General features: G+C 66.9%; 21 protein-coding genes. 13 read left to right on the forward strand and 8 right to left on the reverse strand.

Annotated features, from left to right (window positions below):
* The first annotated feature begins 34 nt into the window (after positions 1-34).
* Both ABZ470_RS03050 and ABZ470_RS03055 read left to right on the forward strand, forming a co-directional pair.
* Complete coding sequence (locus ABZ470_RS03050; protein ID WP_352015123.1) at positions 35-832, forward strand: DUF4097 family beta strand repeat-containing protein; 798 nt, start codon at positions 35-37, stop codon at positions 830-832.
* The gene (locus tag ABZ470_RS03055) at positions 829-1539 is read left to right on the forward strand and encodes a helix-turn-helix transcriptional regulator (RefSeq protein WP_362909600.1); all 711 of its coding nucleotides are present in this window, start codon (positions 829-831) and stop codon (positions 1537-1539) included. Before ABZ470_RS03050 ends, ABZ470_RS03055 begins: the two co-directional genes overlap by 4 nt.
* Before the next feature lie 56 nt (positions 1540-1595).
* Here ABZ470_RS03055 and ABZ470_RS03060 read toward each other — a convergent pair whose 3' ends face one another.
* From ABZ470_RS03060 to ABZ470_RS03070, 3 genes are all read right to left on the reverse strand, one after another.
* The gene (locus ABZ470_RS03060) at positions 1596-2558 is read right to left on the reverse strand and encodes a zinc-binding dehydrogenase (RefSeq protein WP_362909602.1); all 963 of its coding nucleotides are present in this window, start codon (positions 2556-2558) and stop codon (positions 1596-1598) included.
* Positions 2559-2567: 9 nt separating this feature from the next.
* A complete protein-coding gene (locus ABZ470_RS03065) occupies positions 2568-3461 on the reverse strand; it encodes a hypothetical protein (RefSeq protein WP_362909604.1) in 894 nt (297 codons plus the stop codon).
* 369 nt (positions 3462-3830) lie between these two features.
* Positions 3831-4364: an SSI family serine proteinase inhibitor gene (locus ABZ470_RS03070; RefSeq protein WP_362909606.1), complete on the reverse strand. Its 534-nt coding sequence runs from the start codon at positions 4362-4364 to the stop codon at positions 3831-3833.
* 318 nt (positions 4365-4682) lie between these two features.
* Here ABZ470_RS03070 and ABZ470_RS03075 point away from each other — a divergent pair, with 318 nt between their 5' ends.
* The 5 genes from ABZ470_RS03075 (at position 4683) to ABZ470_RS03095 (ending at position 12940) form a co-directional block, all read left to right on the forward strand.
* Positions 4683-6197: a hypothetical protein gene (locus ABZ470_RS03075; RefSeq protein ID WP_352015117.1), complete on the forward strand. Its 1515-nt coding sequence runs from the start codon at positions 4683-4685 to the stop codon at positions 6195-6197.
* A gap of 224 nt (positions 6198-6421) precedes the next feature.
* Positions 6422-7579: a serine protease gene (locus ABZ470_RS03080; protein ID WP_362909608.1), complete on the forward strand. Its 1158-nt coding sequence runs from the start codon at positions 6422-6424 to the stop codon at positions 7577-7579.
* Positions 7580-7715: 136 nt separating this feature from the next.
* A complete protein-coding gene (locus ABZ470_RS03085; protein WP_352015115.1) occupies positions 7716-8885 on the forward strand; it encodes a hypothetical protein in 1170 nt (389 codons plus the stop codon).
* A 447-nt stretch (positions 8886-9332) separates the two neighbouring features.
* Positions 9333-10874, forward strand: a complete 1542-nt coding sequence (locus ABZ470_RS03090; protein ID WP_352015114.1) for a hypothetical protein — start codon at positions 9333-9335, stop codon at positions 10872-10874.
* Between the two features lie 539 nt (positions 10875-11413).
* Positions 11414-12940: a hypothetical protein gene (locus ABZ470_RS03095; protein ID WP_362909611.1), complete on the forward strand. Its 1527-nt coding sequence runs from the start codon at positions 11414-11416 to the stop codon at positions 12938-12940.
* Positions 12941-13108: 168 nt separating this feature from the next.
* Here the strand turns inward: ABZ470_RS03095 and ABZ470_RS03100 are convergent, their stop codons facing one another.
* Together ABZ470_RS03100 and ABZ470_RS03105 are read right to left on the reverse strand one after the other, a co-directional pair.
* Positions 13109-14470 (reverse strand): hypothetical protein, encoded by a 1362-nt coding sequence (locus ABZ470_RS03100; protein ID WP_352015112.1) that lies wholly within the window; start codon positions 14468-14470, stop codon positions 13109-13111.
* Between the two features lie 298 nt (positions 14471-14768).
* A complete protein-coding gene (locus ABZ470_RS03105; RefSeq protein ID WP_362909613.1) occupies positions 14769-15959 on the reverse strand; it encodes an NADP-dependent malic enzyme in 1191 nt (396 codons plus the stop codon).
* Positions 15960-16268: 309 nt separating this feature from the next.
* Between ABZ470_RS03105 and ABZ470_RS03110 the strand changes: the two genes are divergently transcribed.
* Positions 16269-16802: a CGNR zinc finger domain-containing protein gene (locus tag ABZ470_RS03110; protein ID WP_362909615.1), complete on the forward strand. Its 534-nt coding sequence runs from the start codon at positions 16269-16271 to the stop codon at positions 16800-16802.
* On the opposite strand, the gene ABZ470_RS03115 is transcribed toward ABZ470_RS03110, so the two are convergent.
* Positions 16769-17101 carry a S24 family peptidase gene (locus ABZ470_RS03115; RefSeq protein ID WP_362909617.1) on the reverse strand — a complete coding sequence of 111 codons (333 nt, stop codon included), beginning with the start codon at positions 17099-17101 and terminating at the stop codon, positions 16769-16771. The genes ABZ470_RS03110 and ABZ470_RS03115 overlap by 34 nt on opposite strands.
* A 62-nt stretch (positions 17102-17163) precedes the next feature.
* On the opposite strand from ABZ470_RS03115, the gene sodN reads away from it, so the two are divergent.
* From sodN to ABZ470_RS03130, 3 genes are all read left to right on the forward strand, one after another.
* Complete coding sequence (gene sodN / locus ABZ470_RS03120) at positions 17164-17565, forward strand: superoxide dismutase, Ni (RefSeq protein ID WP_352015108.1); 402 nt, start codon at positions 17164-17166, stop codon at positions 17563-17565.
* A 226-nt stretch (positions 17566-17791) separates the two neighbouring features.
* Positions 17792-18184 carry an anti-sigma factor gene (locus ABZ470_RS03125; RefSeq protein ID WP_352015207.1) on the forward strand — a complete coding sequence of 131 codons (393 nt, stop codon included), beginning with the start codon at positions 17792-17794 and terminating at the stop codon, positions 18182-18184.
* Positions 18185-18201: 17 nt separating this feature from the next.
* A complete protein-coding gene (locus ABZ470_RS03130; RefSeq protein ID WP_352015107.1) occupies positions 18202-18981 on the forward strand; it encodes an RNA polymerase sigma factor SigF in 780 nt (259 codons plus the stop codon).
* Here the strand turns inward: ABZ470_RS03130 and ABZ470_RS03135 are convergent.
* The gene (locus ABZ470_RS03135) at positions 18978-19385 is read right to left on the reverse strand and encodes a hypothetical protein (protein WP_362909619.1); all 408 of its coding nucleotides are present in this window, start codon (positions 19383-19385) and stop codon (positions 18978-18980) included. The two genes, ABZ470_RS03130 and ABZ470_RS03135, sit on opposite strands and share 4 nt — an antisense overlap.
* Positions 19386-19460: 75 nt before the next feature.
* Here ABZ470_RS03135 and ABZ470_RS03140 point away from each other — a divergent pair, with 75 nt between their 5' ends.
* Positions 19461-20501: a diacylglycerol kinase family protein gene (locus ABZ470_RS03140; protein WP_352015105.1), complete on the forward strand. Its 1041-nt coding sequence runs from the start codon at positions 19461-19463 to the stop codon at positions 20499-20501.
* A 281-nt stretch (positions 20502-20782) separates the two neighbouring features.
* Entirely contained in the window at positions 20783-21037 is a 255-nt protein-coding gene (locus ABZ470_RS03145; protein WP_352015104.1) for a WhiB family transcriptional regulator, read from the forward strand.
* A 92-nt stretch (positions 21038-21129) separates the two neighbouring features.
* Here ABZ470_RS03145 and ABZ470_RS03150 read toward each other — a convergent pair whose 3' ends face one another.
* Entirely contained in the window at positions 21130-22593 is a 1464-nt protein-coding gene (locus tag ABZ470_RS03150) for a PAS domain-containing sensor histidine kinase (RefSeq protein WP_352015103.1), read from the reverse strand.
* Positions 22594-22604: the final 11 nt, after the last annotated feature.

Raw genomic sequence — 22604 nt, forward strand, 5'->3', positions numbered from 1 at the left:
CGACATATCGTGTCTCCATAAGGAGGTCACGAACATGCGGCAGTGGACGATCGAGAAACCCGAGCAGCTCACCTTTGACACCGTGCGCAAGCTCAACGTGCGGATAGTGGCGGGGAGGCTGGCGGTGCTGGCCAGCGAGGGGCCGCCCACCCTTGAGGTCACCGACATCGGCACCCCGCCGTTGATCGTCACCCACGACGACGACGGCACGCTCGTCGTCACCTACAAGGATCTGACGTGGGAGGGTGTGCTCGGCTGGCTGCAGCCGGGGCGCAGGGAGGCCACCCTGACCCTGACCGTGCCGAAGGACTGCCCGGTCAGCGCGGGAGTGGTCTCCGCCTCGGCCGTCGTCGCCGGTTTCGAGAACCGGACCTCGGTCAAGAGCGTGAACGGCGAGATCGTGCTCGACGGGGTGAGCGGCGAGATCACCGCCGACACCGTCTCCGGGACCGTGGAGAGCCGTGGCCTGGTCGGCGACCTGTCCTTCAAGAGTGTCTCGGGTGAGCTGACCGTGGCCCAGGGCACACCCCGCCGGTTGAGCGCGACCACCGTCTCCGGCCGGATCACCGCCGACCTGGAGCTTCCGCCGACCGGTCATGTGACGCTGAACAGCGTCTCCGGCGAGATCGTGCTCAGGCTTCCGTCCACGGTCGAGACCGACGTCACCATCCGTTCGACCTCGGGCAGGATCAACACCGCCTTCGCCGAGCTGCGCCACACCAGCCAGCCGGGTGCGAAGACGCTGAGCGGCCGCATCGGCGGGGGCATGGCCTCGCTGGCCGCGACCACCCTCTCCGCGGACGTCACCCTGCTGAAGGGAGCACTGGCATGAGCCCGGTCTTCGGCCACGGGCGGCTGCGTCTCTACCTCCTCAAGCTGCTCCAGGAGAGCCCGCGCCACGGTTACGAGGTGATCAGGCTGCTCCAGGACCGCTTCCTCGGCGTCTACTCGCCCTCCCCCGGCACGATCTACCCCCGCCTGGCCCGTCTGGAGGAGGAGGGTCTGGTCACCCACGAGGTGGTGAACGGCAAGAAGGTCTTCACCCTCACCGAGCAGGGCCAGGAGGAACTGAAGGCCAGGGGCGACGAGCTCGCCGACCTTGAGCAGGAGATCTCCGAGTCGGTCCGTGACATCGCCCGCGAGGTCAAGGAGGACGTGCGCGACACGGTCAGGTCACTGCGCGACGAGCTGACCCAGATGGCGCGCGAGGTGCGTCAGGGGGTCAGGCACGAGGAGCAGCAGGTCAGGCAGGAGCAGCGCGAGTCCTGGCGGGAGCAGAAGGCCGAGTGGCGACGGCAGAAGCATGAGTGGAAGCGCCAGGCCCACGAGTGGAAACACGAGTGGAAGCGGCACTGGGCGGAGAGCTTCACCGGCCACGGCCCCGCCGAGGCCGACGACCAGCTCGGGCAGATGCTTGCCGAGTTCGTCCAGGAGGTCCGTCAGGACACGGCGGCGGGACGGGTGACCGAGGAGACACTGGCCACCGCGCAGGACGCGCTCTACGACGCGGCCCGTCGTATCCGCGACGCCCTGCGCTGACCCGCGCGGCCCGACCGGGTACGGCTCAGCCGGGCGGGATTCGGCCTGAGCGGGCTTCAGCCCGGCAGGGTGAAGACGATCTTTCCGAAGACGTCGCCGTCCCGCAGGGCCGCGAACCCCGCGCGGGCCTCGGTCATCGGGAGCACCCGGTCGATCGTCGGCCGGACACCGGTCTGCTCCAGGAGGCGGGCCAGCCTGCCCAACTGGTCACGGGTGCCCATGGTGGAACCGACCACGGAAAGCTGCAGGAAGAAGACCCGGTTGAGGTCGGCGGGCGGTACGGCTCCGCTGGTGGCCCCCGAGACGACGATCCGGCCACCCGGGCGCAGCGCCTTGAGCGAGTGCGCCCAGGTGGCCTGACCGACGGTCTCCATCACCGCGTCCACCCGCTCCGGCAGCCGGGCGCCGCTGTCGAAGACCTGGTCGGCGCCGAGAGCCAGGGCGTGCAGCCGCTTCTTCTCCGACCGGCTGGTGGCCCAGACCCGGTAGCCGCCCGCCCGGCCCAGGACGATCAGTGCGGTCGCGACACCGCCGCCGGCCCCCTGGACCAGCACCGTCGAACCGGGTTCCAGCCCCGCCTTCTCGAACAGCATCCGGTAGGCGGTCAGCCACGCGGTCGGCAGGCAGGCGGCCTCCTCGAAGCTGAGCGCGGCGGGTTTGGGCACCAGGTTCCGCCGGGGTACGGCCACCCGCTCGGCGAAGGTGCCGTCGTGGACCTCGGAGAGCAGCGACCTTCCTGGGTCGAGTGTCTCGTCGGCTCCCTCGCCGATCACCGCGTGCACGATGACCTCGTTGCCGTCCTCGTCGACACCCGCGGCGTCGCAGCCGAGGACGATCGGCAGCCTCTCCTGACGGATTCCCACGCCTTTGAGCGTCCACAGGTCGTGGTGGTTGAGCGCGGCGGCCCGCACCGTGACGACGGTCCAGCCGTCCGGCGTCTCGGGGTCGGGGCGCTGCCCGAGTGTGAGCCCGGCGAGCGGGTCCTCCGGGTCGATCCGGGTGGCGGTTACGGCGAACATGGCCGCACCCTACCGAACCGGTTTGCCCCTGACTCCGGCGATCACCCGCTCCACGATGTCGCGTTCCCCGGAGGCCGCGACGTATATCCCGTTCTTACAGACGCTCTCCGAGACGCCCTGCCCCGCTTCGATCGGGCCGATCCCGGCGGTGTCGCAGCCCGGCATGGGCGCGACCACGACCAGTGGCCCGCCGAATCCGCCGAACCACAGCCGCGGCCCGGCGAGTCCGCCTCTGAAGATCTGCCCGGACTTGCCCAGCCGTACGGGGGAGGAGGCCTTCAGCACGAGGTAGCCGTCCTTCGTCACCTCACCGCGCAGGTTCTTGGCCCAGAGCTGCCGCTGTTCGAAGGTCATCCCGTTCCTCTGGTCGCGCAAGGTGACGTACCAGGGAGTGAAGTCGAACAGCATGATCTGCCCCTCGGTGGGGCTCGCCGGCTGCCAGAGGGTGCTCTGGCCGGCCAGCTCACGGATCATGGGGCCGCCCTGGGCGATCTCGTCGCGCCCTCCCGGGGGAACGGTCAGCTCCCGGTACAGGCTGAAGTAGCCGTCGAGCCAGCCGCCGAGGGCGGGCCGTACACCCAGTTCGGCCAGGCCGAGCTCCGCGGGATAGCCGATCTCGGCCTTCGTGCCGTCGGGGAAGACGACGTCCAGGATCTCCTTGCCGCCCTTGCGGCGTGGCTTGGGGTGGAGCACGTTGGTGGGGGCCGACGCGGCCACCGGTGCCGAGACGGCGCCCGAGGTGGTGGCCCCCGTGTCGGGGACGGGCGGAAGCCCGGGATCCCTGCTGGCCAGCAGGCTGACGACCGGGACGACCACGAGCGCGGCCAGCACCGCGATCCCGACCCAGCGCCTGGGGCCCGCGGGCCCCTTGGACTCGATGACGTCGTTCGGATCCCCGGCCACGTTCAGACTGCCTTCACGAAATTACGGCTTTCGTCCATCTTCGGCGGCGTTTGACGCCCACGCCTAGATCATCTCGATCACGAATCGGAACCGATGTGTCACCGCTTCATGACACCGGGAGGTCCGTGATTCCGGCGGCCCATTGTTCCCACGGACACCGGAGAAGCAGGGGGAACCGGTGTTGCCGGAGTTTCCCATGATGTGATGGACAGGCCTCTCACCTGCGGATCCACCCACCGCACGGCCGTGCTGAATCGTTCCACGTCAACCGCCGGGTAAGGCCGCCCCTTTTCTTTTCAGGACAGCGGAACGGCCTTTTCCGAGTCAGGAATTTCCGTACGGGACCCGGCCGTGGAGACCGGACCCCGTTCAGGACTTGGAGCGCTCTCCGAAGGAGAAGACCGCACCGGTCGCGGCGTACAGCGAGCAGTCGTTGCCGTAGGTCTTAACGAATCGGACAAACCTTCCATCCCAGGTCCCGGTGGCGGTCACCGTGACCGGGTCGTACCGGGTCGTACAGACCACGCCGGACAGGGGCGTGAGCGCACCCGGGTCCCCCTTGGCCGCGACCAGTGCACCGCACGCCGCCACCGGATCGGAGTGCGTGCCCCTCGGCGGGTCGCACATGAGCAGAACGTGCCGGAGGACCGGCGTCGGACTCTCGCCACGGGCGAAGGTGAGCAGGAACGTCCTGACCCGGTTCGGCGGCCGGTCCCCGCCCGGCCTGACCGGCCCGGGGACGATCGGCACCACCTCTCCCGGGTACGGCGGGCCGGACCCGACCGGCGCGTTCGCCGCCCGGTCGGACCCATGGGGCGGCGAGGCGGCGGCCGTACCGAACAGGGACCCGGACAAGGGCAGGGCCAGGAACCCGGCAGCTGCCAGGCCGATGAGACGTCGCAAGGATTCCCCCGAATGTCGCGTGACGCCAGGTGCGGCTCAGCCTCCCGTACCCGTCCCGCCCCGGCAACGACCGACTCTCTCGTTTTCGCAGCTCACAGCCAGGCACAGACGCCGACTTCCGGCACATTCAAAGCGGGAGAGATCAGACGCCGATCTTGCGAATTCGGTTCCATCCGTTTGGTAACGAAAACATAACGGTACCCTGTGATGTCCGTTTTGTTGTCTTTTAACCGTTCTTTGCCTAGTACGGTCAGCACTTGTCTCTTTACGCATGCGTGGGTTGCGTCCCGAGTGACCCATGACAAAGAAGGAGCTAGATTGAACTTCCGAGCAAAGCACCTGATCCTCCCCCTTGGCGGTGCCGTCGTGGCCACCTCCATGGTCAGTGCGACTCTCGCGTCCTCAGCTCAGGCCGCTCCGGACCGCAAGACGATCACTCTGGCCGCCTCCGGCAACGCGAAGGCCATCGCGGGCTACTGGACCCCCTCCAAGCTGAAGTCGGCCAAGACGTACACCTCCGAGGGCACCGTCTCCGCCAAGCTCAAGACCGGCGCCTCGCGCGCCTCCGCCGACGGCAAGGCCGGAAACGTCGCCCCCACCGGTGAGAGCGGCAAGAGCGCGGGCAGGTCCAAGAACCTGAACCTTCCCATCACCGTCGGCAAGGTCTTCTTCCTCGACGACAAGGGCCAGGAGCGTTGGTGCTCCGGCACCTCGGTGCAGTCGAAGTACCGCAACCTGGTCGCCACCGCGGGTCACTGTGTCTACGACACCGACACGAACAAGCCTTACAACAACTTCGTGTTCATCCCCGGCTACTACCAGGGCAAGGCTCCCTGGGGCATCTACGTCGGCTCCAAGGTCAACGTCCACTACGACTTCGACGTCTACGAGGACTACGACTACGACTACGCGTTCGTCAACGTCTACAACGGCGTCAAGCAGACCGGCGCCAGGGAAGTCAAGAAGGCGGAGTTCGACAAGTACACCGGCCTCAAGTACACCGAGGACACCAAGGTGTCCAAGGAGACCTACGAGGAGTGGATCGGCCGCTACGGCGGCGTCGGATTCGCCAAGGACGCCGTCGCCGCGCAGATCACCGGCCCCGAGGACAAGCGCGGCCTCTACGCCCCGGAGGAAGTCGACAACGAGGCGTGGAAGGAGGCCGCGAAGATCGGCGGCCCCTCCACCATCAAGATCGGCGCCCAGGCTTACCAGACGATCGAGGTCGTCTCCGAGGCCGAGGCCAAGGAGTACGAGGCCGCTTCGAACACCACCCACCCGGGACGCGTCTTCCGCGACGACAAGACGGGGCAGTGGAAGATCGAGCACTCCTACGTGAAGCGCTGGGTCATCCCCGGCAAGGACGCCGAGTTCTACATCACGAAGTTCTACATCAAGACCTTCGCCGACGCGGGCCGCCTCGGCGACAACGTCGGTGGCCAGGGCTTCAGCTGGAACCAGCGGACCGGCAAGAAGATCTTCACGTTCGGTTACCCGGCCGCGGCCCACCTCGACGGTGACAAGCCCTACAGCGGTCACACCATGAAGTGGTGTTACGGCGCGACCGGCGCGGCTCCGGTCGTGGCACAGTTCAAGGCCGAGGAGCAGCAGGCCATCAAGTGCGCCTTCACCCCCGGCGCCAGCGGCGGCCCGTTCCTGCTGCAGTACAAGAGCAGCAAGCGGACCGGTTACCTCAACGGCGTCGTGAGCCTGACGCTCGACAGTGACAAGAACGGCCGTTACGACCGGGTCACCACCCCGTACTTCAACGGTGAGACCTACGGCATCTACAAGTACGCGGCCAACCTCTGGACCGGGAAGCTTCCCGTCTGAGGACAGACACCGTGAACGGGAAGACCCGCCGATGGCGGGTCTTCCCCCCGTCTGACAAGGGGTTTATGTCCGAAGATGCATACTCTTTCAAGGAGGACTACAAAACCTCACGTCTAAGACCTCGAAGTAGATCACCCCACCGAACTGCCCAAAACCAAATCGATCTGGAAAAATCACCCCTTACGACCAACTTTTCCCCTTGATCCCAGAAGGGAACACCCGCCATGTCCCCCCGCGTGAGGCGGTTGACGGCCCCCCTGAGCGCCCTCGTGGCCTCCGGCGTGCTCGTCATGTCCGCGTTCACCGGGAGCGCGGGCGCCGTGAGCGCCCAGGCCGAGAAGGCGACGGCGGGCAGTATCACCTCCATCACGCTGACCAAGACCAACGCGGATGTGAAGCGGATCGCGGAGTACTGGAGCCCGGCCAAGCTCAAGCAGGCCCAGAACAACAACCCCGCCACCCCCGAGGTCAAGCCCAGCGACGGCAGCAAGGCCTCCTCCGCCCCGGTCTCCCCGACCCCCACCGGTACGGCCAGCGGCGGCACGGCGGTGAAGGCCGTCACCTACAGCAACCCCAAGGCCTCCTCTCCGGTCGTCAGCCCCGCCGTGCCGACGAAGAAGCAGTCATCGAGCAGCAACCTCCCCCGCACCGTGGGCAAGGTCTTCTTCAAGATCGGCGACAAGGAGTACTGGTGCTCCGCCTCGGCCGTCGCCTCGAAGAACCGCCACCTGGTCGCCACGGCCGGACACTGCGCCTTCGACCCCAAGCGGAACAGGCACGCCGACTACTGGATCTTCATCCCGGGCTACGACCAGGGCAAGACGCCGTACGGCATCTACGTCGGCCACTCGCTCAACCTGCACGAGAACTTCACCGCCCAGGGTGACTACGACTACGACTACGCCTTCGTGACGGTGCACGACGGGTTCGTGTGGAAGCCCGGCAAGGCGGCCAACACCTACCAGATGGAGTCGGTCGGCAGCCTGGAGGACAACGTCGGCGGCCAGGGCCTGATGGTCAACCGCGGTGTCGGGCTGTCCGTCTTCGCCTTCGGCTATCCGGCCGCCCCCAACATCGACGGCAGCAGGCCTTACGACGGGCAACGGATGCTGTGGTGCGACGGGCGCACCTACCAGACCAAGGCGCCGACCCGTCTGGTCGAGATGGGCGTCTCGCTGGGCTGCACGTTCACCGGTGGAGCGAGCGGCGGACCCTGGTTGATCTACTACGATCCTGACCAGGGCGTCGGCTATCTGAACGGCGTCAACAGCTTCGCCTGGGACACCGACACCGACAAGAAGTACGACCGCATCTCCTCTCCGTACTTCATTCAGTCGACCTATGTCGTCTACGAGTACGCCGACCGCCAGCGCGCTTTCTGAACCTTATAGGAACCTTATGGCTACCTTAAAAGGGACTTAAGGCAGTCTTATATCAAGCTTTGCTCTTACCTGTCTGCATAGGTTTCTGTCGTCCCCTGATTCCGATGCCTGCACTCAAGCAGCGCAAGGAGCAGTCTTGAAGCGCATCCTCCTTCCCGTCGTCGGCACCGTCGCCTCCGCCGGTCTGCTGGCCGCCGGCCTGGCCGGTACCGCCCAGGCCGCCCCGGACTGGGCCACCGACCCGATGGCTGTCAACAACGCCGCGGCGGTCTCCGTCGTCGACTACTGGACCGCGTCGAACAACGCCGCCCTGAAGAACGCCACGGCTTACTACCACGACAGCACTCCGCCTTCCTGGAAGTCCGGCGGCGGCTACTCTCCCGACGGTAAGCCCGGCTCCGTCCTCCCCATCGGTGAGGAGCGGGCCACCCCCGCCACCGCCAAGAACATCAACCTGCCCAGGACCATCGGCAAGGTGTTCTGGGTCGACGCCAGTGGGCGTCCGAAGTGGGCGTCGGCCACCTCGGTGCAGTCGAAGTACCGCAACCTGGTCGTCACCGCCGCCCACAACGTCTACGACACCGCGGGCAACGGCGATCCCCAGGTCCTCGACAGGTGGGTCTTCGTCCCGGGCTACTACCAGGGCAAGGCTCCCTGGGGCATCTACGTCGGCAAGGTCGCCTGGACGCACTACGACTTCGACGTCTACGAGGACTACGACCGCGACTACGCGTTCGTCACCGTCTACAACGGCGTCCTCGCCAACGGCGAGAAGAAGGTCACCAGGAACGAGTACGACAAGTTCACCGGCCCCAAGTGGACCAAGGGCGGCAACTTCTTCATCGGCCTGTCCAGGGACGCCGGCCGCCTCGGCGACAACGTCGGCGGCCAGGGCTTCACCTGGAACCAGCGGACCGGCCAGGGCGTGTACGTCTTCGGCTACCCCCAGGCCCCGCACCCCGACGGCGACAAGCCCTACACCGGCGTGACGCCGAAGTGGGTGTACGGCAAGACCACCGGCAAGGTCTACGTCTCGCCCGCCGAGAAGGTCGAGGAGCACGTGGGCCTCAAGGCCGCCCTCACCCCCGGCGCCGACGGTGGCCCCTGGCTCGTCAGGTACAGCAACGCCAAGCGTCTCGGCTACGTCAACGGCGTCACCAGCCTCTTCGGCGACCAGGACAAGAACAACCGTTACGACCTGATCACCTCGCCGTACTTCGACGGTGAGACCGCCGACATCTACAAGAAGGCCTCCAACGTCTGGTCTGGCAAGATCGTCGGCCCCAACGGGGAGCTCTACCGCTAGAACCCGAGGTTTTCTCTCCTCACACGACGCGAGGCCCGGCACCCGCCGGGCCTCGCGTCCTTTTTGTCCATATTTCAGTGAGTGACGATTCCACGACGGATTGACTATGGGCGCGTTAGACGTAGTTCAGGCCGATTTGGTGCCATCGAAAAATGTGATCTGCGTCACATGAGATCGGGGCGCCCCAACTTGGGATCGGTCCACCAAGGATCTTCACCACCCACACCGCCATCTCACTGATCTGCAAAAACAGTTCATATGCCTCACAGCAGCAACAGGCACCCCACCCCCACCATCCCTCTTTGGAACGATCCCTGACGGGTTGACCGGCGACTTTACTTAGCGGAGCGGCTTCCGCTTACGAAGATCGCCCCTGTATGTTTCTGGCTATCCCTTTACTGACGCTTGGGACGCAAGATGCGTCCCACATCAGACCAAGGAGTTCCCTTGAAGCGCATCCTCCTCCCGGCCGGTGGCGCCGTTCTCGCCTCCGGCATGCTGGCCGCCGGTCTGGCCGGCACCGCCCAGGCCGCCCCGGACTGGGCGACCGACCCGCTGGCCGCCAACAACGCTGCCGCGACTTCTGTCGTCAACTACTGGACCGCGTCCGACAACGAGGCCCTGAAGAAGGCGACCGCCTACTACCACGACGCTTCCGCCAAGGGCTGGAAGTCCGGTGGCGGTTACTCCCCCGACGGCAAGCCGGGCGCCGTGCTGCCGACGGGCGAGGAGAAGGTCGTCCCCACCAAGGTCAAGAACATCAACCTGCCGAAGAACATCGGTAAGGTCTTCTGGACCGACAAGCAGGGCAACAACCGCTGGGCCTCCGGCGCTTCGATCCAGTCGAAGTACCGCAACCTGGTCGTCACCGCCGCTCACAACGTCTACGACACCGCCGGTGTCGGCGACGCCGAGGTGCTGAAGAACTGGGTGTTCGTCCCGGGTTACTACCAGGGCAAGACCCCCTACGGCATCTACGTCGGTAAGACCGCCTGGACGCACTACGACTTCGACGTCTACGAGGACTACGACCGCGACTACGCGTTCGTCACCGTCTACAACGGCGTCTTCTCCGGCGGCATCAAGCGCGTCACCGAGAACGAGTACAAGTCCTTCACCGGTCCGAAGTGGGTCGAGGAGAAGAAGGCCTCGGTCACCAAGGAAGAGTACGAGAAGTGGGTCGGCACCACCGGCAACGCCGGTGAGGTCATCGCCAAGGTCGACCCGCAGATCACCGGCCCGGACGACAAGCGCGGCACCTACGCGCCCAAGGAAGTCAGCAGGAACGCCTACCTGCAGGCTGCTGGCATCGGCGGCCCCGCCGTCGTCAAGCCGGGCGCCCAGGCCTTCACCGAGACCATCGTCGCGTCGAAGGAGGAGGCTGAGAAGTACGCCCAGGAGCACAGCCTCTGCTACGTCGAGAAGAAGGACAACGGGCAGTGGGTCATCACCCGCTACTACGTGAAGCAGTGGGTCATCGCCGGCTCTGACGCCAAGTACATCATCAAGGACAACCAGTTCTTCATCGAGCTGTCCAAGGACGCCGGTCGCCTCGGTGACAACGTCGGCGGCCAGGGCTTCGCGTGGAACCAGAAGACCGGCCAGGCCGTCTTCATCTTCGGCTACCCCGAGGGCCCGCACCCCGACGGTGACAAGCCCTTCACCGGCATCACGCCGAAGTGGGTGTACGGCAAGACCTCCGGCAAGGTGTACGTCTCGGCCGCGCAGAAGATCGAGGAGCACATCGGCGTCAAGGGTGCTCTCACCCCCGGCGCCGACGGTGGCCCCTGGGTCCTGAAGTACAACAACAACAAGCGTCTTGGCTACGTCAACGGCGTCACCAGCCAGTTCGGCGACCAGGACGGCAACGGCCGCTACGACCTGATCACCTCGGCCTACTTCGACGGCGAGACCGCCGACATCTACAAGAAGGCCGCGAACGTTTGGTCCGGCAGGATCGTTGGCCCGAACGGCGAGCTCTACAAGTAAGCCGTTAGGGACCTGACGGTCTCCGAGTCAGGGGGTCCAAACCCCTGACTCACCCAGCTCCACCACAGAGGGGCCCGGTGTGCGCACACCGGGCCCCTTTGTCATGCCCGGAAAACCTCAGCGGGAACGCTCACGATCATGGTTCCAGCCTCATCTCGAGCCCGAGATGCCGCCGGAGAGCCGTTCCCCGGGCCGCCGACCGGAAGTGTTAGACGTGAATTTCCCGGATTCGGTGCCATCAGACTGATGTGATCTGCATCACATCAGTCCGGTAACGGAAAGTATTAGGGCGAACACGCCACTTCAGTCACACCGGCAACAAATTCAAGTTGATCTGCAAAAACACCGTAGATCACCTACAAGCGCCACGGGAGCGACATGGCCCCATAAAGGTAACAGAATGATATCGGGAGGTTTGGGCGCTTCGCAGCCTCGCCAACCGGCTTCCGCTCTTCAAGATCGACACTGTATGTTCCTGGCTATCCCTTTACTGACGCATGGGACGCAAGATGCGTTCCACATCAGACCAAGGAGTTCCCTTGAAGCGCATCCTCCTCCCGGCCGGTGGCGCCGTTCTCGCCTCCGGTCTGCTGGCCGCTGGTCTGGCCGGCACCGCCCAGGCCGCCCCGGACTGGGCGACCGACCCGCTGGCCGCCAACAACGCCGACGCGATCTCGGTCGTTGACTACTGGAGCGCGTCGAACAACGCCGCCCTGAAGAGCGCGACCGCGTACTACCACGACGCCGCCCCCACCTCCTGGAAGTCCGGTGGCGGTTACTCCCCCGACGGCAAGCCGGGCGCCGTGCTGCCGACGGGCGAGGAGAAGGTCGTCCCCACCAAGGTCAAGAACATCAACCTGCCGAAGAACATCGGTAAGGTCTTCTGGACCGACAAGCAGGGCAAGAACCGCTGGGCCTCCGGCGCTTCGATCCAGTCGAAGTACCGCAACCTGGTCGTCACCGCCGCTCACAACGTCTACGACACCGCCGGTGTCGGCGACGCTGACGTGCTGAAGAACTGGGTGTTCGTCCCGGGTTACTACCAGGGCAAGACCCCCTACGGCATCTACGTCGGTAAGACCGCCTGGACGCACTACGACTTCGACGTCTACGAGGACTACGACCGCGACTACGCGTTCGTCACCGTCTACAACGGCGTCTTCTCCGGCGGCGTCAAGCGCGTCACCGAGAACGAGTTCAAGTCCTTCGTTGGTTCGAAGTGGACCAAGGAAGAGAAGAAGCAGGTCACCAAGGAAGAGTACGAGAAGTGGATTGGCACCACCGGCAACGCCGGTGAGGTCGTCGACAAGGTTGACCCGCAGACCACCGGTCCGGACGACAAGCGTGGCGCCTACCTCCCCAGGGAGGTCAGCGAGGGCACCTACGCCGGGGCTGCTGACGTCACCACCATCAAGCCGGGCGCCAAGGCCTTCACGGAGACCGTTATCGTCTCCAAGGAGGAGTACGACAAGTACGCGGGTCCCGGCAAGAAGGCTCAGGACCCCAAGACCGGCCAGTGGACGATCACCCGCTACTACGTGAAGCAGTGGGTCATCGCCGGCTCTGACGCCAAGTACTTCATCAAGGACTACGGCTACTTCATCGAGCTGTCCAAGGACGCCGGTCGCCTCGGTGACAACGTCGGCGGCCAGGGCTTCGCGTGGAACCAGAAGACCGGCCAGGCCGTCTTCGTCTTCGGCTACCCCGAGGGCCCGCACCCCGACGGCGACAAGCCCTTCACCGGCGTGACGCCGAAGTGGGTGTACGGCAAGACCACCGGCAAGGTGTACGTCTCGGCCGCGCAGAAGATCGAGGAGCACATCGGCGTCAAGGGTGCTCTCACCCCCGGCGCCGACGGTGGCCCCTGGGTCCTGAAGTACAACAACAACAAGCGTCTTGGCTACGTCAACGGCGTCACCAGCCAGTTCGGCGACCAGGACAAGAACGGCCGCTACGACCTGATCACCTCGGCCTACTTCGACGGCGAGACCGCCGACATCTACAAGAAGGCCGCCGCTGTCTGGTCCGGCAAGATCGTTGGCCCGAACGGCGAGATCTACAAGTAAGCCGTTAGGGACCTGACGGTCTCCGAGTCAGGGGGTCCAAACCCCTGACTCACCCAGCTCCACCACAGAGGGGCCCGGTGTGCGCAACCGGGCCCCTTTGTCATGTCCGCTGTAAAGTCCGCATGAATTCGCCGGCCGTACCCTGTCAGGGTTCCTGTCAGGTTCGGCTCACGTGACGGAGACGAGATCTCCGGCCCGCACGTCCAGTTCGGCGACCGTCCTGTTCCCGGCGAAGGGGGCCAGCCTGCGGCGCAGGTCGGCCACGTAGGACCGGGTCCGTGCCGACTGCAGCCCCGTCGCGAGGTCCAGTGCCTCGGCCGCCGCGACGCAGGCGTGTTCCAGTTCCCCGCGCTGCAGCAGTCCCGCCGCCAGCAGCGCCAGGTTGAACATCCGCCCCCTGACATAGCGGCCGTCCATGTCCAGGGACCGCCGCGCGTGCCGTACGGCCGCCGCGCCGTCGCCCAGGTCGCGGAAGCAGTGGGCGAACTTGGCCGACAGGTAGGCCTCGTCGAAGTAGGCGATCCAGTCGGGCCGCTCCCCTGTCTCACGCCTGTCGAAGGCCAGTTCCGCCTCGTGCAGGGCGGCCCCACACGCCGGGCGGTCCTCAAGGAGTGCGTGGGCGTGGGCCTCGACCACGTGGGCCTCGGCCAGCAGGGCGTAGACCCCGGCGCGGCGGGCCGAGAGCTGGGCGGCCCTGGCCAGGTCGAGGGCGTGGGCGGGCTGGCCGATGTACAGGGCCTGGTGGCTCATTCCCGCGAGGATCTCTCCGCCCAGCCCGTGGTCACCGGCCCCCCTGGCCAGCCGCAGCGCCTGGATCAGGTAGCGCTGGGCCAGGCCGTGCTGCTCCAGGTCGTAGGCCATCCACCCGGCGAGCCTGGTCAGCTCGGCCGCGGCCGACGCCAGCGCCCTGCCGGTCGTCTCGGCGTAGGAGCCCTCACCGAGCAGTGGGGCGACGGCTGTGTCGAGATATTTCACGACCGCCGATCTGACCCTGCCGCCGCCGAACCTGTTGTCGAGTTCGCCGAACGACCGGGTGACCTCCTTGATCGCGGCGATGTCGGCCATGCCGACCCGGCGGGGACCGTTGGCCGTGGGGTGCTCCTCGACGGGCAGGGTCAACCAGCGCAGAGCCCCGGTCGAACCCGCGCCGATCGCGAAGGTGGAGTCGAGCAGGAACCTGCGTCTTTCTACGTCCCCGCGCCACAGTGCTGTCACGGTCGCGATCCCTTCCTGCCACGTGTGAGTGAACTCCTGCCCCAGATCTGTGGGGGTGGAGACGGCGGGCAGGCCGAGATCTTCGACGCCGACCGCCCTGCCAAGCCGGAGGGAGAAGATCTCCGCGAGCAGCATGGGGACGGGGCCTCTGGGTCGTTGGCCACCGATCCAGCGCAGCACGGAGCTGTGGTCGTACTTCAGGCCGGACAGACCGCGGGTCACCCCGAGGTCGTTGAGCCTGCGGGCCAGCCCCTTGTGGGTGAAGCCCGACTCGATGATGAGCCGCTGAAGTGCGCGGTTCGGCTCGCGTTCCATTGCTCTCCTCACCGTGAGAACCGTCTGAGCATGGGAGACACGGCCGTCTGTGACGGCCACCGGCAACCGCCCCGCATGCCTCTCACCTGAGCAGGTAACGGAACGCCATTTTTATAGCACATTCCGTGAACATCGCTCATGGATTCGCAAACCAAAAAACGCCCCTCGCCGATCGGGCGAGAGGCGTCCCCACGAGGGTGTTCCGCCGGTGGACCTGGAAGGGGGTGACCTGTGCAGACCCCGGCCGACGGACATGGAAGGACTGACCCGGACGAAACGGGCCTGAAACCGGAAAGCGCTACCTGCGGGCCACTCCGTCGAGACGGGCCTGCTCGGAGACGGCGGCGATGACCGCGGGGGCGACCCGCTCGTCGAACGGGCTCGGGATCACGTAGTCGGCGGACAGGTCGTCACCGACGACGGAGGCCAGCGCCTCGGCGGCGGCCACCTTCATGTTCTCGGTGATGGCCGTGGCGCGGACATCGAGTGCCCCGCGGAAGACGCCGGGGAAGGCGAGCACGTTGTTGATCTGGTTGGGGAAGTCGGAGCGGCCGGTCGCCACCACGTGGGCGTGCCTCCTGGCGACCTCCGGGTGGACCTCGGGGGTCGGGTTGGACAGCGCGAAGACGATGGAGTCCTTCGCCATCGAGGCGACGGCCTCCTCGGAGACGGTCGATCCGGAGAGCCCGACGAACACGTCGGCCCCGGCCAGCGCGGACTCGGTCGAGCCGCGCAGGCCCGCCCTGTTGGTGTCCCGCGCCAGGGCCTCCTTGACCGGGTTGAGCCCCTCGCGGCCCTCGTGGATGAGGCCCTTGGAGTCGGCCACCGCGATGTCCCCGATGCCGGCGTTGAGGAGGATGCGGCTCACGGCGATCCCCGAGGCGCCCGCTCCCGCGACCACGGTCCGCAGGTCTCCCAGCGAGCGCCCGGTCAGCCGCGCGGCGTTCTTCAGCGCCGCGAGCACGACGATCGCGGTGCCGTGCTGGTCGTCGTGGAAGACGGGGATGTCCAGCAGTTCGCGCAGCCGGTCCTCGACCTCGAAGCACCTGGGGGCGCTGATGTCCTCCAGGTTGACGCCTCCGAAGGAGGGGGCGAGGCGGGCGACGGTCTCGACGATCTCGTCGACACCGGTGCAGCTGATGCAGATCGGCACCGCGTCGACCCCGGCGAACTGCTTGAACAGCAGGGCCTTGCCCTCCATGACCGGCATGGCGGCCGCGGGGCCGATGTCTCCGAGGCCGAGCACGGCGGTGCCGTCGGAGACGACGGCGACCACGTTGGAGACCCAGGTGTAGTCGTTGACGAGGTCGGGCTCGTCGGCGATCGCGCTGCAGACCTTCGCGACTCCAGGTGTGTAGGCCAGGGCCAGGTCACCGGCGTCGCGGACGGGGACGGTCGAGCGGACCTCCAGCTTGCCCCCGCGGTGCAGGGCGAAGGCCGGATCGAGATCGAGGGATTCTAGAGAGATGGAAGATGGCGTGACAGCCACAGCGACCCCTGTGTTCAGTCAGACTCAGACGGATTGGTCCTTCGTAGACGGCCGCCGCGGGCCTGGCCCGGCTTCGGTAGTCGCTCGGGGCCTGCTCGTGGGGCCGTCGGAGGGGTACGGGGGTCACCCGTTGCTCGATTCTGCCATAGGGAGGCCTCCCACCAGGGGACAGGGGCCACTCACTTTCGTTACATGACGAGGGGCCTCTTTCGTTACATGGTGACGGTCCGGCCACGCCTGTAGGATGCGGCTCCGATCGTCGTCGCTCACCACGACTGTCGTCATCACCCACCACGACGGAACAGTCCGATGGATCTGACCTCCTACGCCGAGCTGGCCGTACTACTGATCAACAACCCGGACCGGCTGGCCGGTCTGGACGGCCTGCGCGCGCTGCTGGAGGAGAGCGGGCGTCACCGGCCCGGCTGCCGCCTCACCCGCGGCGACCTCGACGCCCTGCGGGACCTGCGCGCGGAGCTGACCGCCGTCTTCGAGTCGGCGCAGGCCGGTGACGAGGCCGACGTGGTCGACCGGCTCAACTCCCTGCTGATCCGGCATCCCGTACAGCCGCAGATCTCCGGGCACGACGGCCAGCACTGGCACATGCACCTCACCGAGGGCGGCCGGGCGGCCGACCAGTACGCCGCCGGGGCCGTGATGGGCCTGGCCACCCTGGTGACCGACCTGGGGGTGAGCAGGCTCGGCCTCTGTCAGGCGGCCCCCTGCAGACGGGCCTTCCTGGACACCTCCTCGAACCGGTCGAGGCGTTACTGCTCCGAGCGTTGCGCCAGCAGGGCGAACGTCGCCGCCTACCGGGCCCGCAGGAAGGGCGGCGGCCAGTAGCGCAGCGCCACCCGGCCGACCAGTGACGAGGAGGGCACCGCGCCGAAGTCCCAGCTGTCCCTGCGGCCCGAGGCGCGCTGGTTCTCGCTCTCCAGCCACCAGTCCTCCCCCTCACGCCAGGCGGCCCGTTTGACGATGAGCAGCGACGGGTCCGAGGGGAGCCTGGCCACCACCAGATCCCCGGCGCTGACGGGAGCGCCACGCCGTACCCACAGCCAGTCGCCGGGGCGCAGCACGGGCAGCATGGAATCTCCCTCGACACGCACTCTCACGGATCTCAACCCCATCCCATACGGCATTTGAAGGCGAGTAAGGTCGGTAACGGACCATGTTGATCTCAGCATCAAGGAAGGACTTTCCGATGCTTGCACGACTTCTGCGGCCCAGGCTCGTCGCGTCCGCGCACTGCGACCTGCCGTGCGGCGTGTACGACCCGGCACAGGCCCGCATCGAGGCCGAGTCAGTCAAAGCCATCATCGAGAAGTACAACGCGAACGAGGACCCGGTCTTCCGCACTCGCGCACTGATCATCAAGGAGCAGCGGGCCGAGCTGGTCAAGCACCACCTGTGGGTGCTGTGGACCGACTACTTCAAGCCCCCGCACCTGGAGGCCTACCCCCAGCTGCACCAGCTGTTCTGGGAGGCCACCAAGCTCGCGGGCGCCGCGGGCGGCAAGGGCACCGTCGAGGTGGCCCAGGCGGACGAGCTCCTGGCCAAGATCGACGAGATCTCCAAGATCTTCTGGGCGACCAAGGCCGCCTGAGCCAGAAAGCCCGGTGATCGACACGTCCAGGCCTCGTGTGGGGTGCGACCACACGGGGCCTGACCTGTTCTTAGAGCCCATTCGGTGTCTTAAAGTGTTCTTGAGGTGCTAAATCACCCGGATCGCGAGTCCAAGCGGGCCAACCACCGCCGTGGGGCTGTAAGTTGCAGTCAGCGACTCTGCGAGGAGGAACGTGACCGAACACACCGAGACACCCGCGGTCGACATGGGCGGAATCCGTGACGTGGTCAGCGTCCGGCTGCCGGCCGCGAGTGCCTATCTGTCCGTGCTGCGTACGGCGACCGCCGGGCTGGCCGCGCGGCTGGACTTCACGCTTGACGAGATCGAGGACCTTCGGATCGCGGTCGACGAGGCGTGCGCGATGCTGCTGACCCAGGCCGTTCCCGGCACCGACCTGACGGCCGAGTTCGAGCTGACCGGGCAGCTGATGCAGGTCAGCGTCGAGGTCAGCACGGTCGGCAGCGCCGCGCCGAAACGTGATGACTTCGCCTGGATGGTGCTCACCGCGCTTGCCGACGACGTGGATGCCGTGACCGACTCCCCCGACCGTATGGCGATCGTGCTACGTAAGCGCCGGGGCGCGGCGAGGCCGGCGTGACGGAAAGGACTCGTGCCATGGCCGCCAGCGACCACGCGGTGCCCGACCGGGTGCGCGCGCGCCTGCTTTTCGCGGAACTGGCGGAGTTGACCCCCGACGACTCACGGCGCCAGCGCATCCGTGACGAGCTCGTCGAGCTCCACCTGCCTCTCGTGGAGTACCTCGCCCGCCGGTTCCGCAACCGGGGTGAGTGGCTCGACGACCTCACCCAGGTCGCGACCATCGGTCTGATCAAGTCGATCGACCGCTTCGACCTCGCCCGTGGGGTGGAGTTCTCCACCTACGCCACCCCGACGATCGTGGGCGAGATCAAACGTCACTTCCGTGACAAGGGCTGGGCGGTCCGTGTGCCGCGCCGTCTGCAGGAGCTGAAGCTCTCGCTCACCAAGGCGATCAGCGAGCTGTCCCAGCGCGAGGGGCGTGCCCCGACCGTCGGAGAGCTGGCCTCGTTCCTGAAGATGACCGAGGAGGAGGTGCTTGAGGGGCTTGAGTCGGCCAACGCCTACTCCACGGTCTCCCTCGACGCGCCCGACTCCGGTGACGACGACGCGCCCGCGGTCGCCGACTCCCTCGGCATCGTGGACGACTCCCTTGAGGGCGTCGAGTACCGCGAGTCGCTCAAGCCCCTTCTCGAACGGCTGCCGCCCCGCGAGAAGCGCATCCTTCTGCTGCGTTTCTTCGGCAACATGACGCAGTCGCAGATCGCCACCGAGCTGGGCATCTCCCAGATGCACGTGTCCCGGCTGCTGGCCAGGACCCTGGCTCAGCTCCGCGAGGGGCTGACGGCGGAGGACTAGACGCCGTCCCGGTGCTCTCCGTAGAGCGCCTGGGTCGTCGGGGGTGACAGCAGCGCGACCAGTCCGATCACTGCCACGGTGATCAGCGGGATGCCGATCGTCCGCTGGTCGGACTGGATCAGCGTGACGCCCACGACGACGGCGAAGATCTGGGCGAGCACTCCGGGGCTCCTGGACCATCGCTCGGTCCTCAGCATGCCCAGGGCCACCCAGATCAGCGCGGCCCCGAGCAGGATGCCGAAACCGGCGACGAAGGCCGAGCTCACCACGTCAGAGGGCTGCCCGATGACCGTCTCGACTCCGACGTAACCGCCGAGCAGCACGGTGACGACGCCTTCGAGCGCCATGACGACGGCTGCGACGGTGAGAGTGAGCGGGCGCTGGTTCGACACGGGGTTCGACACAGCCAAAGCCTATCGCCGGGACATCTCGCCCTTCTCTGCCGCCGTGGCCGTGGTCGCGGCGGATACGCTGGCGTTATGCGAGCGATGCTCCTGGTGAACCCCAAGGCCACCACGACGAACCAGCGGACGCGGGACGTGCTGATCAGGGCGCTGGGCGCGACGGTGGATCTGACCGTCGAGGAGACCCAGTACCGGGGGCACGCGGCCCATCTGTCCCGCGAGGCCCATGGCTCCGGTTTCGACGTGGTCGCCGTGCTCGGCGGCGACGGGACCGTCAACGAGGCCGTCAACGGCCTGCTCGACGCCCCTGGCATCGCCGACATCACCGGGGAAGCCGTGGAGGGCGGCGACGCCGAGACGGCCCGTCGGGAAGATTCGTCCGATGACGGTGCCGTGGACGACGGTGTGAGCGGGGGCGCGGTGAACCGTCCCGCGCTGCTGACGATCCCCGGCGGCAGCGCCAACGTCTTCGCGCGGGCGCTGGGGCTGCCCAACGACCCGGTCGAGGCGGTCGGCGCGATCCTTGAGGCCCTGCGTGACGACAGACGCAGGACCGTCGGACTGGGCCAGGCCATCTGGAACGGCCGGCGCAGATACTTCACCTTCTGCAGCGGGCTCGGGTACGACGCCGAGGTGATCAGGGCCGTCGAGGGGCTGCGGGGCGCGGGGCGCAAGGCCACGCCCGCCCGCTATGTGAACACGGCTCTGCACCACTATCTGTCGACGGACAGGCGGCAGGCGCCCATGAGCGTCGAGGGGCCCGAGGTGCCTCCCGCGGACGACCTCTTCATGGCGATCGTCTCCAACACCTCACCCTGGACCTACGTGGGCTCCCGTCCGGTCTGCCCGACGCCGTGGGCGAGTTTCGAGACCGGCCTGGACCTGCTGGGGTTGCAGCGGCTCGACCCCGTCACGATGTGCCATCTGATGCCCCAGATCATCGGGGTGCGTGAGACCCTCCCCACCGGCCGCCACCTGGTACAACTCCATGACGAACGGGAGTTCACGGTGAGCGCCCTGCGCCCCGTGGCCTTTCAGCTTGATGGTGACTATCTGGGAGAGGTTGAGCGGGTAACGTTCCGCTCCATTCCGAAGGCGTTACAAGTGGTGGTATGACCAGTTACATCCGGTCATCGTGTGACGCATCCGACATGCATATCAGGCAAAACCTTCTCCCAAACCTCTTGCATGTACTGAGCGTGGCTGACAATCTCAACATTGACGTCGGAACGTAGGACCTTTGAGCGGAGACATCGCTCTTGGGCCACCGGCGATCTAGTGAACGCAACCCCGAACCGAACCAGGCTCGGGCGATCGTTCGCGCTGGTTAGTGAAAGTCTTCACAAAGTACACCGCCGGAGCCGAAGCAAGGGCTCCTCATCCGAAGGAGTGGACGCATGGACTGGCGCCACCGAGCCGCCTGCCGTGACGTGGACCCCGAGCTTTTCTTCCCGATCGGCAACACCGGCCCCGCCCTGATGCAGATCGAAGAGGCCAAGCAGGTCTGCCGCACCTGTAACGTCAGCGAGGCCTGCCTGAAGTGGGCGCTGGAGTCCGGTCAGGACGCCGGTGTCTGGGGCGGCATGAGCGAGGACGAACGCCGCGCCCTCAAGCGTCGCACGGCACGCGTCCGCACCCGTGTCAGCGCCTGAATCTCAGCGATCCGACAGAACCTTAGCAAACCAGGCGACGACTCCCGCGCGCCCCTCCCCCCGGGCTCGAACCGTGACCCCATGCCACGGTCTCAGGCCACGGGGAGGGGAATGCTCAGCGTGACCTCGGTGCCACCTCCCTGACGAGGTTCGATCGCCAGCCTGCCCGACAGTTCGCCGACGACGAGCGTCCGTACGATCTGCAGGCCGAGGCTGGTCGACGACTCCAGGTCGAAGTTCTCCGGCAGGCCGTTGCCGTCATCGGAGACGATCACGTCAAGCCGGTCGGCACCTCGCTCGACGATCACCTGAAGCTTCCCGGGACGCTGGGCGAGACCGTGCTGGACCGCGTTCTGCAGCAGCTCGGTGAGAACCATCGCCAGCGGCGTCGCGATCTCCGAGCGCAGTACCCCGAACGTCCCGATCCGGCGCGGCACCACCTGTGCCTCGGGTGCGGCGACCTCCCCTGTCATCGCGATCACCCGGTCGGCGATGTCGTCGAAGTCGACCTGTTCCTCGGGTGTGTGGGACAGCGTCTCGTGCACGATCGCGATCGAGCCGACCCTGCGCACCGCCTCCTCCAGCGCCTCCCGCCCCTCCGGCAGTTGCAACCGCCTGGCCTGCAGCCGCAGCAGCGCGGCCACCGTCTGCAGGTTGTTCTTGACCCGGTGGTGGATCTCCCTGATGGTCGCGTCCTTGGTCATCAGCTCCCGCTCGCGGCGACGCAGCTCCGTCACGTCGCGGATGAGCACCAGCGCGCCGATGCGCCCGCCCCCCACGACCAGCGGGATCGCCCGTAGCTGCACGACCGTCCCGCCCGACTCGACCTCGGTCTCCCTCGGTTCCCGGCCGCTGGCCACGATCATCAGGTTCTCGTTGATGGGCTCGTCGGAGTAGCACAGGTTCGCCGTGGTACGGCCGAGCTCGGCACCGACCAGGTCCGCGTTGAGCCCCAGCCTGCGGTAGGCGGACAGGGCGTTGGGTGAGGCGTAGGTGACCCGCCCCGCACGGTCGAGCCTGAGCAGTCCGTCGCCGACACGCGGGGAGCGGACCAGGATCGGTTCGGCGCCGGAGAAGGGGAAACGTCCCTCGGCGACCATCTGGGCCAGGTCGGAGGCGCTCTGCAGGTAGGTGAGTTCGAGCCGTGACGGGGTGCGCGCGGAGGAGAGGTTCGTCGAGCGCTGGATCACGCCGATGAAGTGGTCGGCGCGCCGTACCGGGATGGTCTCCTCGCGCACCGGCACTCCGCTCGACCAGTCGGGGTCGCCCTCCCGGCAGATGCGCCTCTCGTTCCAGGCGGTGTCGATGAGCGCCCGCTCGCCCTTGGCCGCCGTCATCCCCACGATGTCGTCGTGATAGACGGTCGGGCCCGTGGTCGGCCGCATCTGGGCGACCGCGATCCAGCCGGTGCCCTCCCTGAGGGGGATCCACAGGATGAGGTCGGCGAACGACAGGTCGGCCAGAAGCTGCCAGTCGGAGACCAGTGAGTGCATCCACTCAAGGTCCGCGTCGTCGAGCGCGGTGTGACGAACCGCCAGGTCGCTTAGAGTCGGCACTCGTGCATCAT

The sequence above is a fragment of the Streptosporangium sp. NPDC020072 genome (assembly GCF_040631445.1).
Lineage (GTDB): Bacteria > Actinomycetota > Actinomycetes > Streptosporangiales > Streptosporangiaceae > Streptosporangium.

Excerpts from the sequence above, each read along its gene's own strand:
- ABZ470_RS03050 (WP_352015123.1), top strand. The coding sequence starts at position 35 with ATGCGGCAGTGGACGATCGAGAAACCCGAGCAGCTCACCTTTGACACC.
- ABZ470_RS03110 (WP_362909615.1), top strand. The coding sequence starts at position 16,269 with ATGGATCTGACCTCCTACGCCGAGCTGGCCGTACTACTGATCAACAAC.
- ABZ470_RS03125 (WP_352015207.1), top strand. The coding sequence starts at position 17,792 with ATGGGCGGAATCCGTGACGTGGTCAGCGTCCGGCTGCCGGCCGCGAGT.
- sodN (WP_352015108.1), top strand. The coding sequence starts at position 17,164 with ATGCTTGCACGACTTCTGCGGCCCAGGCTCGTCGCGTCCGCGCACTGC.
- ABZ470_RS03130 (WP_352015107.1), top strand. The coding sequence starts at position 18,202 with ATGGCCGCCAGCGACCACGCGGTGCCCGACCGGGTGCGCGCGCGCCTG.
- ABZ470_RS03080 (WP_362909608.1), top strand. The coding sequence starts at position 6,422 with ATGTCCCCCCGCGTGAGGCGGTTGACGGCCCCCCTGAGCGCCCTCGTG.
- ABZ470_RS03115 (WP_362909617.1), bottom strand. The coding sequence starts at position 17,101 with ATGCCGTATGGGATGGGGTTGAGATCCGTGAGAGTGCGTGTCGAGGGA.
- ABZ470_RS03100 (WP_352015112.1), bottom strand. The coding sequence starts at position 14,470 with ATGGAACGCGAGCCGAACCGCGCACTTCAGCGGCTCATCATCGAGTCG.
- ABZ470_RS03055 (WP_362909600.1), top strand. The coding sequence starts at position 829 with ATGAGCCCGGTCTTCGGCCACGGGCGGCTGCGTCTCTACCTCCTCAAG.
- ABZ470_RS03060 (WP_362909602.1), bottom strand. The coding sequence starts at position 2,558 with ATGTTCGCCGTAACCGCCACCCGGATCGACCCGGAGGACCCGCTCGCC.
- ABZ470_RS03145 (WP_352015104.1), top strand. The coding sequence starts at position 20,783 with ATGGACTGGCGCCACCGAGCCGCCTGCCGTGACGTGGACCCCGAGCTT.
- ABZ470_RS03140 (WP_352015105.1), top strand. The coding sequence starts at position 19,461 with ATGCGAGCGATGCTCCTGGTGAACCCCAAGGCCACCACGACGAACCAG.